12 protein-coding genes are annotated in these 12,163 nt (G+C 64.5%); 6 read left to right on the forward strand and 6 right to left on the reverse strand.

Going from position 1 to position 12,163, the window contains the following annotated elements; genetic code table 11:
- Window positions 1–196: 196 nt before the first annotated feature.
- The 6 genes from FHS28_RS15500 to FHS28_RS15525 all read right to left on the reverse strand — a co-directional run bounded on the left by FHS28_RS15500 (window position 197) and on the right by FHS28_RS15525 (window position 7,412).
- Entirely contained in the window at window positions 197–4,012 is a 3,816-nt protein-coding gene (locus FHS28_RS15500; RefSeq protein ID WP_088452047.1) for a pilus assembly protein, read from the reverse strand.
- 8 nt (window positions 4,013–4,020) lie between these two features.
- Window positions 4,021–4,578, reverse strand: coding sequence for a hypothetical protein (locus FHS28_RS15505; RefSeq protein ID WP_088452049.1), 558 nt, complete (start codon window positions 4,576–4,578; stop codon window positions 4,021–4,023).
- An 83-nt stretch (window positions 4,579–4,661) separates the two neighbouring features.
- Window positions 4,662–5,885, reverse strand: a complete 1,224-nt coding sequence (locus FHS28_RS15510; RefSeq protein ID WP_088452051.1) for a PilW family protein — start codon at window positions 5,883–5,885, stop codon at window positions 4,662–4,664.
- Between the two features lie 2 nt (window positions 5,886–5,887).
- Window positions 5,888–6,298: a type IV pilus modification PilV family protein gene (locus FHS28_RS15515; RefSeq protein WP_088452053.1), complete on the reverse strand. Its 411-nt coding sequence runs from the start codon at window positions 6,296–6,298 to the stop codon at window positions 5,888–5,890.
- The gene (locus FHS28_RS15520; RefSeq protein WP_088452055.1) at window positions 6,295–6,921 is read right to left on the reverse strand and encodes a type II secretion system protein; all 627 of its coding nucleotides are present in this window, start codon (window positions 6,919–6,921) and stop codon (window positions 6,295–6,297) included. Before FHS28_RS15520 ends, FHS28_RS15515 begins: the two co-directional genes overlap by 4 nt.
- On the reverse strand, window positions 6,912–7,412 hold the full coding sequence (locus FHS28_RS15525; RefSeq protein WP_088452057.1) for a type IV pilin protein: 501 nt from the start codon (window positions 7,410–7,412) through the stop codon (window positions 6,912–6,914). The genes FHS28_RS15520 and FHS28_RS15525 overlap by 10 nt, the downstream gene beginning before the upstream one ends.
- A gap of 297 nt (window positions 7,413–7,709) precedes the next feature.
- Between FHS28_RS15525 and FHS28_RS15530 the strand changes: the two genes are divergently transcribed.
- The 6 genes from FHS28_RS15530 to FHS28_RS15555 all read left to right on the forward strand — a co-directional run bounded on the left by FHS28_RS15530 (window position 7,710) and on the right by FHS28_RS15555 (window position 12,088).
- Complete coding sequence (locus tag FHS28_RS15530) at window positions 7,710–8,555, forward strand: ABC transporter ATP-binding protein (RefSeq protein WP_088452059.1); 846 nt, start codon at window positions 7,710–7,712, stop codon at window positions 8,553–8,555.
- Window positions 8,552–9,340: a lipid asymmetry maintenance ABC transporter permease subunit MlaE gene (mlaE, locus tag FHS28_RS15535; protein WP_246410159.1), complete on the forward strand. Its 789-nt coding sequence runs from the start codon at window positions 8,552–8,554 to the stop codon at window positions 9,338–9,340. The genes FHS28_RS15530 and mlaE overlap by 4 nt, the downstream gene beginning before the upstream one ends.
- Window positions 9,341–9,404: 64 nt before the next feature.
- Complete coding sequence (gene mlaD / locus FHS28_RS15540; RefSeq protein WP_088452364.1) at window positions 9,405–9,881, forward strand: outer membrane lipid asymmetry maintenance protein MlaD; 477 nt, start codon at window positions 9,405–9,407, stop codon at window positions 9,879–9,881.
- Window positions 9,878–11,026, forward strand: a complete 1,149-nt coding sequence (locus FHS28_RS15545) for an MlaA family lipoprotein (RefSeq protein WP_184294975.1) — start codon at window positions 9,878–9,880, stop codon at window positions 11,024–11,026. Before mlaD ends, FHS28_RS15545 begins: the two co-directional genes overlap by 4 nt.
- A gap of 77 nt (window positions 11,027–11,103) precedes the next feature.
- Window positions 11,104–11,748 (forward strand): MlaC/ttg2D family ABC transporter substrate-binding protein, encoded by a 645-nt coding sequence (locus tag FHS28_RS15550; protein ID WP_088452065.1) that lies wholly within the window; start codon window positions 11,104–11,106, stop codon window positions 11,746–11,748.
- Window positions 11,749–11,752: 4 nt separating this feature from the next.
- Window positions 11,753–12,088, forward strand: a complete 336-nt coding sequence (locus tag FHS28_RS15555; RefSeq protein ID WP_088452067.1) for an STAS domain-containing protein — start codon at window positions 11,753–11,755, stop codon at window positions 12,086–12,088.
- Window positions 12,089–12,163: the final 75 nt, after the last annotated feature.

The following is a 12,163-nucleotide window of genomic DNA, read 5'->3' on the forward strand; positions in this document are numbered from 1 at the left end:
GGGCGGATCGGGCGGGATCCGGTGGACGCCATCGGACTCCGCTGAGCCCATCGCCGCGCTGAAGCGTGCGGCGCCCCAAAAACAAAGGCCTTCGTCGTGAGACGAAGGCCTTTTTGCTGGGTGACCGCTCCGGTGAGTGGGCGGGAGCGGCGGTCCGCAGCGCCCGCCAGTTGCGGACTCTGCGGGCGCTGCGGCATCAGTTGCGCAGCGGGATTTCGCGCCAGTTGATCAGGCGCGAATTGCCAGAGCCCGGGGTCAGTTCCTTGCCGAGCGGCTTGTCGCCGTTTTCGGTGGTCTTGTCGGTCGGGTCCTTCGGGTCTTCATTGCCCGACACCGTCGCATAGACCTTGCCATCGATGGACACGATCCGCGCGCTGGAGACGAGGAAGTTGACCTTCTCCAGGTAGGTCGTGCCCGCGCTGAGGTCGATCAGGAACGCGTACGAGGTGGCCGCCGTGGAGCATCCGCCATTCACCGCCGTCGGCTGGATCGCAGCAAACAGCACGTACTTGTCGAATGCATCCGCGTCGGTGATCACACGGTAGCCCGTGGTGTTGACGGCCGTCTTGATGTCGATGAAGAAGCCCGCCTTGGTGGTGCCCAGCTGGCTCGCTGTCGAGCTGAGGTCCATCAGATCGTGACGACCCACATTGCTTTCCAGGATCGGGTAAGTGATGCCGGCCGGGAGCGCGGCGCCGCTGTAGCTGTTGTTGGTGCCATCCTTGATCATGTACAGACGGTTCAGGTCGGTGCTGGAGATGTCGTCGGTGCTGAGCAGGCGGCCCGTACCGACGGAGACCCAGCGACGGCCCACATCATCCACGTGAATTTTGGGCGCGCTGGTCACGGCCAGTTCCTTCCCGGTCACGTCGGTCAGCTTGGCGATCTTCACCGGGGCCGGGAAGTCGGTGCCGGTGCCGGTCACATCCAGACGCCAGAGGTTGCCGCGCAGGTCGCCACCATAGATGACTTCCGCGGTCCGATCGCTACTATCAGGATGCCATGCATTGATGTAGGTCAGGCCCGTGGGGCTCGCCACCGTACCGTCGTCCACCGTACCGGCGGTTCCGGTGGTGGGCAACGCCACACGCTTGAGCAGGGCACCGGTGCGAGCGTTCAGGATGTAGAACGCGCCCTTGCCATCCGGTGTGTTCATGCCGGCGCCAAAGATCACCACCCAACCGTAACGGGCAATCTTGGTAATCACCGGCTTGCCAAAGACAAAGCCCATGTTGCTGTCGGTGTACTCCCACAGCACTCGGGTGGCGGCGTTGGCCTCGGAGGAAGTCTGATCCGCGGTCGTGAGGTCCAGGGCCCACACGCTACGTCCACCCTTGCCCAGTCCACCCACGGCAATGCTGCGCCAATCGTTGTTCGTCGCCGTCGCGCCGACGGTCTTCTTGAAGTCGACGTCGCCCACGGTGATCCTGCCGTTCACCAGGTAATGGTGGATGTAGCTGGGGTTGCCAACGGCCGCAATGCCATCGACGCTGGGCGTGTTGTTCGGACCGGCGATGACCGCATTGGGTACGAACGCAAACAGCTCAGAGCCAGCGCCGGTGCCTGTCAGCGAGCCATTGATCACGTGGACCATGCCGGTGTTGGCACCTGCAAGCAAGATGTTGGGGCGGCTGGCGTAGCTTCGTGCGTAATTGGCGTAGCCAGGATTGGCGGCGTCCGAGAGCGAGCCGGTTTCCGTCGAGGGCTTGCCCAGCACGGTGACCCCGTTCTCGCCGATGTCGCCGACCATGCGGTTGGCCGCACGGACGCGGTAGTAATGCAGGCTGTTTGTGCCAACCGCATTTTGCTCATTGGACTGATCGCCCCGCAGCCAACGCACGTATTCGACGCCATCGGCGGTTTTGGTGTAATTGGGGTCGACTGCAAGCTTTTGTGCAGCGGTCAGGCTGTCGTAGAGAAACGCAGTCCCCACTTGTGTGCCGGGATTGATGGTCACGATCCGGCGCTGAGCCCATCCGTCTCCGGCTGCGCTCATCTGGGCGTACAGCTGGTCGGCAAAGTTCCAGCTCACCTTGTTGTACTGGATGGGTTTGCCGATGGTGATGCTGTTCACCCCTGCGGCCCAGATGTTGCCGGACCAGTTGCTGGAGTCGTAGGTGGTGCCGTACGACGCTTCACCCGCAGTCAGCGTGGCGTCCACCGTCTGGAAGGACGATGTGGGTGCCTTGATCTTGCCGCCGATATCCGCGAATGCAGAGACCAGGCCCGCCACCATGGTGTCGGCTCGGGCAGCAGTGAAGTAGGTGTCCGGGCGGAGCTGGTCGCCGACCTTGTCGGTCGCGGGACCCGTATGCCACCAGCCGTCCTGGAAGTCCTTGGCGGCGATATTGGCGGGGTCAAAGCCCGTCGGCACGTTGAAACCACCGTACTTGGCAGCAAGATAGAACTGGTTGTTGGCGACGTACTTCTGATATTCCTGCACGTCAAGCCAATAGGTCTTGATTGTTTGCTTCCCGTCCAGGTCGGTTCGGATGTCGGTGGTGTTGGCGTAGTAGGCCATGCCGGCCATCAGCGCGCCGTTGTTGCTGCAGCAACCGTTGTAGGGCTGCTTCGTACCCAGGTCGGTGATGCCCTGCAGAGTGCCCGCACGGTTGGTCCACAGCACCGTGTCCAGCGTATCCGCCGTGACTGCGGCTGGTTTGGCCGGTTCAGACTTGCCGGTGGCGCCCGGGAGATTGCGGTCCGCGTGGGTGTTGACGTCACCGATGCCCAGGATGAAGTTTTGCTGGCAGCTGTAGAGGATCGGATCGCCCCAGTCCGTGACGGCCGGGAAACCGTCGGCGTACTTGGTTTTGGTGTCGGTGTCTGCGTTGTTCGGGCTGGAATACTCGGGCACGTTGCCCAGGTTCCGGTAATAACGCAGAGCCGAGTAGTACAACTCGCCCACCGGGTCATACGTCTTGTAGTTGTTGGTGGCGTTGCCGAACTTGTTCAGGTAGTTCATCACCCCACTGTTGCTGATCGTGATGCCGTAATACGTCGACATCGCCGAGGCATCGGTGGGGTCAGGATTGGTGACCATGACACCGGTGGTGCCATCCCACTCCGCCAGCATGTTGGTCGCGGCAGGCGCGCCGGGCACCGGCTTCGTCGGCCCGACGAACTTCATCTTTGCGCGCAGCACACCGCCGTCGCGATTCAGCGTAGCGTCGTTGAGGTAGCCGAACGCACTGAAGCGGACCTGGTTGGCATACTGCTGGATGAGGCCTTCGGGCTTGTAGCCTTGGCTGTATTTGACGCAGTTTGATTCGATGTTACCGGAGGCGTCGGTCGAATCACACACCTTGACCCGCACGCTCACCTCATACACGGTAGAGGTGCTTGGCGTGCCAGGGTTGTCGAACGCAGCCAGCGTCTTGGGGTTGTTGTTGTCACCGTCCCTCGTGAACCGCATCTTGTTGCCAAGGCCCTGAATTCGGAGCTTCAGCTGCGTGAAGGCCAGCGGGGTGGCACCGGTGATGTTGGCCGTGATGGTGCGGTCGGGAAAGTTGCTCGCGCCCCCTTGTCCGCTGGCCCAGGCTTTCTCGATGATGGTGGTGGTCGGGGTATCCGTGACGCGGTAGCCCCCGGTCAGCGCCCACCGGAACGGGTCGATGGTCTGCATCGTGGCCCAGTTCAGGAAGTTGCCGCTCCACTTGTTGTTGCAGATGTGGCCGGTCGTCTTGCCCGCTGGGTTGAAGTAGCGGTCGGCTTCTGTCGCCGAGTAGACGTAGTCGTAGCACTTGTCCGGATCGAAATAGCCGATGTAGGTCGAAGTCGGCGAGTAGGCGCTGTCCTGGTGGGTGTTGCTGACCGCTGTCGGGTATTCCACCGACAGCGCCAGGGCCAGGTTGCCCGGCACCGACGTGGCGGACAGCACCGGTTGATCCGCCAGCTTGGTCTGTGCCTGGACCAGACCTGACGCCAGCATCGACACGGCCAGGGACGCGGCCGCGGCTGTCGCCAGGGCGGCTCCGCCAAGCCGATGCGAAAGGGGAGGGAGGTGATTCATGAGAGGCCTTAGTTCGTCAAGGTCGCTTGATAGAACGACTGGGAACCGCGCGGCCCATCCACACGGACGGACACGCGGTAGACAGGTTTGGTGAAGGCGGGCACACCCCCGCTGCTGTCGGTGCCCGTGCTCACGGCACTGGGGGTGAGGCAGTTCAGGCGGTCCACCGAGCCGGTGGTGCGGCACATGCGGTCCACGACGTAATACATCGTCACCTGGGGAGGCGTGCCGGTGCCCACTGCTGGCGCAGAGGTCAGATCCACCACGTTGGTGGCGACGCCGACACCGCCGACGGTTGTGGGCGCCGTTCCGAGCAGCACCGTGGGAATGCCTTCAGGTGTGGTGGCCAACAGGGTGGCGCTGTAGTTGATGGACGTTGCGTTGACGGTGAGGTCCGCTCCGCTGTTGAGCCCGGTCATGGCGCGGCGCAATGCCACTTCGGCCTGGTTGCTCATGTCGCGCTTCATGCCGATGTTGCCGGCACCCATCAGGGTGGCATTCATCGAGCGCAGCGCTGCCACGGCGCCGATCATCATGATGGCCAGCGTGATGAGCGCAATGACCATGATGATGCCGTGTTGATGGCGTGCCGCAAGGCGTCCGTGCCGGGCGGGGGGAGGTTGAAATCGCATCGGGGTCATGACGTCATTCAGCTCGGGGTGACGGTTCTGAGGCTGGCCAGCACATTGCGCAGCGGCACGGTGAACTCGACCACCAGGTGTCGCCGCTGACGGTCCGTCACGGTGTAGGTGGTCTGCAGCGTGGTGGGCTGGCTGGTGAAGAGCTTGAGCTCTTCAGGAGCCACGTTGAAGGCGGACCGGGTGGTCGTGTTGTTGTCCGTGCCCGACTTGGTTTCAATCGTGTCCGAGCGCAGCACCATGGCGATCTTGACGGCGATGACCTGCCGCGCAATGGCCGCATTGGTCGTGACGTTGGCGAATGTGAAGCTGCCGGTGCCAGGACGCACCCAGCTGTCGATCGTGCCGTTGCCGTTCGTGTCCACGCCGTAGAGCGTGCGCATCATCATCACTCCGTCGGTCATCGGCACCGGCTGATTGCTGCCCGAGCCGCCGTTGCTGAATCCCAGCAGGTCGTAGCGCACGAGCTGGTTGGAAGCGTTCACGCCCAGCAGATGGAACAGGGGTGGGCTGCCATTGGTGGCATTGCCGATGATGAACGCCTTGGCGTTGATGCTGGCGCTGGTGCCCCGGTCGTTCAGCGCCTGGCTGTTGATCACCGAAGCGAAATAGCTGCCGTCGAGGTTGACGGTATCCGGGCTGGAGACGTAGCTGCCGGACACCTGCTCAATCATGCAGGGACGCCCCTGCTCAGTGATCAGCAGGAGGTCGTTGGGCTCAATGCCAACCGTGGAGGTCAATCGCATCAGATTGGTCGCGACCGAGTTGGGCAACAACTGGGTGGAGACCTCGCCCACGCCACCGGTGGCTGTCATGATCTGGATGACGTCCGAGCCGGTGGTGGTTGTGGCGGGCAGTACGGCCAGGGGTACCAGCGTCAGCGTTTGGGGCACGCTGGCAAACGGGGCAGGCAGTGCGGCGGGCGCGGGCAGAATCTGCGTGCTGCTGCGCGAGGCAGTCAACTGGCAGGCAAAAGTGTCCAGATAGCCGTTGGTGAAGCCGGAGCCGGCGCTGCGGATCTGGCGATCCAGGTCATAACTCAGGAATGCCGAGGTGGCAGACAGGTCCGAGGAGGTCGCCTGCTCGCGCTTGGACGTCTCGAACTTGTTGCTGAGTACGCCCATGGTGATGATCAGGCCCATGCCGATCACCAGCGAGACCATCAGTTCGATCAGGCTGAAGCCGCGCGACCGGCGGGAGCCCGCGGGGGGCTGGGGGATGCGGTGCTGGTTCATGATCAGTTGTTCAACCGGACGTCTGTGAAGTACTGGTGCTGGGAGCCGCCCGGCGGTGTCCAGGTGATGGTGATGCGCGCGAAATTGATGGAGGTGTCGGGTTGGGAAACCGCTCCGACGCCGTTGGGCAAACCGGCATCGGTGGCCGTGGCCACCCGCGTCTTCCAGGCCGTCAGCGTGTCACTGGGGATCACCACCGTGCCGCTGAGCCACATCTGGGTGGCTATCTCATTGGCCAGGGAGGCGGCCCGCTGCGCATCGTCGGTGGCGATGGTGGCCTGTGAGGCCTTGGCCATCACCGACACCAGACCCAGCAGCCCCAGCGTCATCACCAGGATGGCGCAGAGGATTTCGATCAGCGTCATGCCGCGGGCGCGGCGACGGGGCGAGGAGGTGCGAGTATTCGGCTTCATGACGTGGTCGCCTGATTGGCAGCAGGACATCCGTCCGGCGCATCGGTGGACAGACGTGTCGGATCGCAGGCGCGGACCGAGCCGCCCAGGTTCAGCCAGACCTGCAGGGCCTTGGCATTGCTGGTCGCCGTTGCGGGGCTCACGCCGTAGATGATCTGGCTGTTCGTGCCGGTGGTGCAGGCGGCGCCCACCCCGGTGACGGTGGCCGTCAGGGCCGTGGGGCGACCGGCGCTGCTGAAGCACACGGCCGTCGGGCCGGCGATCGAGACGAGCGGCGAGGCTTCGGTCAGGCTGCCGCACTTGGCCACCGTGGCGGTGTCGGTCGAGACCAGCGGCAACACCTTGATGACCCAGCGGGTGCCGGCGGCATTGATCTGCTCCGCGCCGGTGCAGGTGGTCGCCGTGGTGCGGAAGAACACCACCTGGCGGAAGCTGCGATTGGCTTCGGCCTGGGCTTCCTTCAGGGCCACCTGCAGGTTGGCCGTGGTGGTCCGCAGCTGGGCATTGAGGGACCAGGTCCGCAGGCCCGGCATGGCATAGGCGCTGACGATGGCGATGATGGCGATCACCACCATCAGCTCCAGCAGGGTCAGGCCGCGTTGGCGGCAGGCATTCAGCTGCATGCGTCACCCTTCTTGGTCACCCACTTCGTGCTGGAGGCGATGGGGCAGCTGATCTGCCAGCCGCTCGGCGCCGGCGAGGCGATGGCAGTTCCCTTCGCGTCGGCCTGGTTGATCGTGTAAGAGAAGCCCGACACATTGCCGCTGCCGGTAGCGGTAATCAAATAGGTGGTGGCCGTCAGGTTGCCGGCCGTGCAGCTGATGGTGAACCTGCCCACCGTCTGGCTGGTCAGGCAGGGCGGGCTGGCGGTGGTGCCGACCGCCTGGTAGGTGCGGTAGTCCTGGTAGTACCGCTCCATGTCCGCACGGACATTCGTCAGGCCGGTCACGGCGTCGGTCACCGAGCCGCGGATGACGTAGTCCCGGTAGGCCGGCAGCGCCACCGCCACCAGCACGCCAATGATGGCCACCACGATCATCAGTTCGATGAGGGTGAAACCTTGCTGACCATTCTTTGTCAGACGCTTGATCTTGCTTTGTAGAGTCCCAGCCATTTATCACTCCTGTTTGCCGAAATTATCGATAGCGCCACCGAGAAGGCGAGGCCGCTCATCGCGCCTCGGATTCCGCCCGTCTTGTGACGCTCCTGAAATGTGAACTTCGTCACACCTGTGCCGGCGCCAGGGGCGGCAAGTCCCGTACAACCTGCCGGTGCCCCTGCGGCGCTCGTCAATAGCCTGGGGCGAACTGTCGCAATTCCTCATCGCCCCAGATGAGCTCCGGCATCAATCCGGGCTTTACCCTATGATCCCGGCTCCCGGTCGGACGCTCGCCCGCCGAACTCACTGACAATGGCATTCACCGATCCCCATCCCACCACTCCAGCCGGTCCTCTGATTGAAGTTAGGGATGTGACCTGCGGATATGCAGATCGCATCATCCTGAGCAACGTCAATCTGAGCCTTGCCCGCGGCAAGGTGTTGGCGCTGATCGGCTCGTCCGGCGGCGGCAAGACCACATTGCTGCGGCTGCTGACGCGTCAGCTCAAGCCGGTCTCCGGCCAGGTGCTCTTCGACGGACAGGACCTGGCGCCGATGAACCAGGAGCAGCTCTACGCCCAGCGACGCCGCATGGGCATGCTGTTCCAGTTCGGTGCGCTGTTCAGCGACCTCAGCGTGTTCGAAAACGTGGCCTTCCCGCTGCGGGAACACACCCGTTTGTCGGAGCCCATGATTCGTGACCTGGTGCTGATGAAGCTCAATGCCGTCGGTCTGCGGGGCGCCCGGGACCTGATGCCCAACGAGATTTCCGGCGGCATGGCCCGCCGCGTGGCGCTGGCCCGTGCCATCGCCCTGGATCCGGACCTGGTGCTGTACGACGAACCGTTCGCCGGGCTGGACCCGATCTCCCTGGGCGTCACCGCCCGGCTGATCCGCGACCTGAACGACGCCCTGGGCCTGACCAGCGTGATCGTCACCCACGACCTCCACGAAACCTTCGCCATCGCCGATCACGTGGTCATGGTGGCCAACGGCGGCGTGGTCGCCCAGGGCACCCCTGAAGAACTCAAGGCCAGCACCGACCCGCTGGTGCGGCAGTTCGTCAATGCCCAGTCGGACGGCCCGGTGCGTTTCCACCAGCCCGCTCCCACGATGCACGACGATTTCGGACTGCCCGACCCCGAGGAGGCCGCATGAATGCAGTGACCAACATGGCCGCCTCCGTGGGTCGCGGCCTGCGGCTGAAGCTGGTGGACTGGGGCGCTGCCACCCGTCTGCTGGGCCTGCTGCTCCTCGGCCTGGGGGGCTGCCTGCGCCGCTTTGTGCTGGTGCGTGAACAGGTGTTCTATCTGGGCAACCGGTCGCTGTCGATCATCGGCGTGTCCGGGCTGTTCGTCGGTTTCGTGCTGGCCCTGCAGGGCTACTACACGCTGCAGCGTTACGGCTCTGCCGAAGCCGTGGGTCTGCTGGTGGCCTTGAGCCTGGTGCGGGAGCTGGGCCCGGTCGTGGCGGCGCTGCTGTTCGCCGGTCGCGCGGGCACCTCGCTGACCGCGGAAATCGGCCTGATGAAGTCGGATGAAGTGCTCACCGCCATGGAGATGATGGCGGTCGACCCCATCCAGCGGGTGCTGGCGCCCCGGTTTTGGGGCGGTTTCATCGCCATGCCCCTGCTCGCGGCCGTCTTCTCGGCGGTGGGGATTGTGGGTGGCTGGCTGGTGGCCGTGCCGCTGATCGGCGTGGATTCGGGTTCGTTCTGGTCGCAGATGCAGGGCGGTGTGGACGTCTTCGCCGATGTGGGCAACGGCGTCATCAAGAGCGTGGTGTTCGGCATCACCGTCAGCTTTGTAGCGCTGCTGCAGGGCTACACCTGCAAGCCGACGCCTGAAGGCGTGTCCGCAGCGACCACCCGCACGGTGGTGATGTCGTCCCTGGCCGTGCTGGCCCTGGACTTCATGCTGACCGCGATGATGTTCTCGATCTGAGCGGCCTCCCGGGGCCGTTTGGTTGGTTTGAATTCGTTTGATTCGATTTGATCCGGAGTTGCAGATGCAATCCTCTCGTTATGACGCCTGGGTGGGCTTCTTTGTGCTGATCGGCGCTGCGGCGCTGCTGTTCCTGGCGCTGAAGGCCGGCAATCTGCTCAGCCTGAACCTGGAAGACACCTACACCGTCACCGCGAAGTTCGACAACATTGGCGGCTTGAAGCCCCGGGCGGCGGTCAAGAGCGCCGGCGTGGTGGTCGGCCGTGTCGACTCGATCAGCTTCGATGACAAGAGCTTCCAGGCCCGCGTGGTGCTGAAGCTGAACCAGGGCGTGGCCTTCCCGAAGGACAGCTCCGCCAAGATCCTGACCTCCGGCCTGCTGGGGGAACAGTACATCGGCCTGGAGCCGGGTGCTGACGAGAAGAACCTCGCCGCTGGCGACATGATCAAGCAGACCCAGTCCGCGGTCGTGCTGGAAAACCTCATTGGCCAGTTCCTCTACAACAAGGCGGCCGATGCTTCCTCGGGAGAGAACAAATGACAAACATCGCCACGTCCCGCCTGCGTGCCGGGCTGCTGAGCGCTGCGCTGCTGGCCACCCTGGCCGGGCAGTCGGCGCAGGCGGCCGAGGTGCACGCCTCGGCTGATCAGGAACACGCCCTGGCGGCCAGCACCGAACCCGGCGATGGCGTGTCGGAAGGCCGGGCTGCTTCGGCCTCGGCAGGGGCTGATGCTGCGTCTGCAGCCGCCGCTGCGGCCAGCGAGGCTGCGCCGGCTGGTGCTGCCAGTGCGGCTGCGCCGGCTGAGGCTGCCAGCGCGGCTGCGCCAGCTGAAGCTGCCAGCGCGGCTGCGCCAGCTGAGGCTGCCAGCGCCGCAGCACCCGCTGCGGCAGCGGAACCGGCCAGCGCCGCGAGCGCGGCCACCGTGGGTGACACCCAGGTCCCCGCGGCCGCCGGGCAGGCCGGTCAGGCGGCGCAGGCCACCGAGGCACCGGATCCCACCCAGCCGAATCCACGCGTGCGAAATCGCCAGGACCCCTGGGAGCGCTGGAACCGCAAGGTGTTCAACTTCAACGAGAAGGTGGACGAGAACGTGCTGCGTCCGGTCGCCACGGCCTACAGCAACATTGTTCCGTCGCCGGCCCGCCAGGCCGTGGACAACTTCTTCGGCAACTTCTCGGACGCCTGGTCCGCCGTCAACCTGTTCCTGCAGGGGCGCTTCAAGACCGGCGCCCAGCAGACGATGCGGGTGGCCGTCAACAGCGTGCTGGGTCTGGGTGGCCTGATCGACATCGCCACGCCCTCGGGCCTGGACAAGACCACCGAAGACCTGGGCCGCACGCTGGGTTACTGGGGAGTGAAGACCGGACCGTACATCGTCTGGCCGCTGCTCGGCCCGTCGTCGCTGCGTGATTCGGTGGCGCTGCCCGCCAATATCTACTATTCGCCCGCGTATCTCTTTGAAGAAGGCGAATACAAGTTCGGCATTTCGGCGCTGCAGATCATCAACACGAGAGCGGGCCTTCTGAAGGTCACCGACATGCTCGACGGTATCGCCCTCGACAAATACACCTTCGTGCGAGATGCCTATCTCCAGCGTCGCAACATCAAAGCGCACTCCAGCGCCGATGATGAGGAAGACGACTACGAAGTCATCACACCGGAAGAGAAACCCGCCGCCCGCTGAGTGGCACCTCCTCCGGTCTACCCATTCGGGACCTGGCGCGTTGTAGCCCTGTCCCTGCCAAACGAGAAAGGACAAGCATGATTTCCACCAAACGACTGCTGCTGAAGCTGGCCCTGTCCGTGGCCGCCGTGAGCCCGCTGGCTGCGTTGGCTGCTGATGCCAGCGCACCGGACCAACTGATCCGCCAGCTCTCCATCGAGACGCTGGAGGCGGTCAAGGGCGACAAGGCCATCCAGGGTGGCGACGTCAACAAGATCATGCAGCTGGTCGACACCAAGGTCATGCCGCATGTGGACTTTCAGCGCATCACCTCGTCGGCGGTCGGCCGCTTCTGGCGCCAGGCCTCGCCGGAGCAGAAGCAGCGTCTGCAGGACGAGTTCAAGACCCTGCTGGTGCGCACCTATGCCGGCGCCCTGACCCAGGTGCGGGACCAGACCATCGCGCTGAAGCCGCTGCGCGCCGCAGCGGAAGACACCGAAGTGGTCGTCAAGACTGAAATTCGCGGCCCGGGTCGTGATCCGATCCAGCTGGACTACCGTCTGGAGAAGACCGACGGCGGCTGGAAGATCTACGACGTCAACGTGCTGGGCATCTGGTTGGCGGACCAGTACCGCAACAGCTTTGCCCAGGAAATCAATGCCAACGGCATCGATGGCCTGATCAAGGCGCTGGCCGAGCGCAACGCTGCCAAGCCGGCCGCCTCGGCCCCCAAGAAGGGCTGATGCCATGCTGAAGCTGCCTGCCCGCCTGCGCATGGACAACGTCCCGCAGGTCTGGGCTCAGCTCGAAGGGGCCTTGCGGGCGGAGCTGGCGCAGGTCGGCAATGCGGCGGGACGTTCGGTCAGCCTCGATGCCAGCGGCCTGAACGACTTCGACTCCGCCGCCCTCAGCCTGCTGCTGAGTGCCCTGCGCATGTGCGGTCAGAACGGCTGGCAGCTGGAACTCCTGCAGCCGCCGAAGCAGCTGCGGGAACTGGCACGGGTGTATGGACTGGAGTCGCTCTTCTGGGCGGATGCGGCCGTCACGGCGCAGTCCTCCGCGGCAGCGGCGCTGCCGGTCTGACCTTTCCGCACCCCCACGAAAAAACCGGGCCTTGGCCCGGTTTTGTTTTGTCCGCCCGTTTTGTCCGCCGTTTTG

This window comes from Roseateles terrae, assembly GCF_014192155.1.
Classification (GTDB): domain Bacteria; phylum Pseudomonadota; class Gammaproteobacteria; order Burkholderiales; family Burkholderiaceae_C; genus Roseateles; species Roseateles terrae.

Coding starts and splice junctions, on each gene's coding strand:
- FHS28_RS15500 (WP_088452047.1), bottom strand. CDS start 4,012: ATGAATCACCTCCCTCCCCTTTCGCATCGGCTTGGCGGAGCCGCCCTG.
- FHS28_RS15505 (WP_088452049.1), bottom strand. CDS start 4,578: ATGGTCATTGCGCTCATCACGCTGGCCATCATGATGATCGGCGCCGTG.
- FHS28_RS15510 (WP_088452051.1), bottom strand. CDS start 5,885: ATGAACCAGCACCGCATCCCCCAGCCCCCCGCGGGCTCCCGCCGGTCG.
- FHS28_RS15515 (WP_088452053.1), bottom strand. CDS start 6,298: ATGAAGCCGAATACTCGCACCTCCTCGCCCCGTCGCCGCGCCCGCGGC.
- FHS28_RS15520 (WP_088452055.1), bottom strand. CDS start 6,921: ATGCAGCTGAATGCCTGCCGCCAACGCGGCCTGACCCTGCTGGAGCTG.
- FHS28_RS15525 (WP_088452057.1), bottom strand. CDS start 7,412: ATGGCTGGGACTCTACAAAGCAAGATCAAGCGTCTGACAAAGAATGGT.
- FHS28_RS15530 (WP_088452059.1), top strand. CDS start 7,710: ATGGCATTCACCGATCCCCATCCCACCACTCCAGCCGGTCCTCTGATT.
- mlaE (WP_246410159.1), top strand. CDS start 8,552: ATGAATGCAGTGACCAACATGGCCGCCTCCGTGGGTCGCGGCCTGCGG.
- mlaD (WP_088452364.1), top strand. CDS start 9,405: ATGCAATCCTCTCGTTATGACGCCTGGGTGGGCTTCTTTGTGCTGATC.
- FHS28_RS15545 (WP_184294975.1), top strand. CDS start 9,878: ATGACAAACATCGCCACGTCCCGCCTGCGTGCCGGGCTGCTGAGCGCT.
- FHS28_RS15550 (WP_088452065.1), top strand. CDS start 11,104: ATGATTTCCACCAAACGACTGCTGCTGAAGCTGGCCCTGTCCGTGGCC.
- FHS28_RS15555 (WP_088452067.1), top strand. CDS start 11,753: ATGCTGAAGCTGCCTGCCCGCCTGCGCATGGACAACGTCCCGCAGGTC.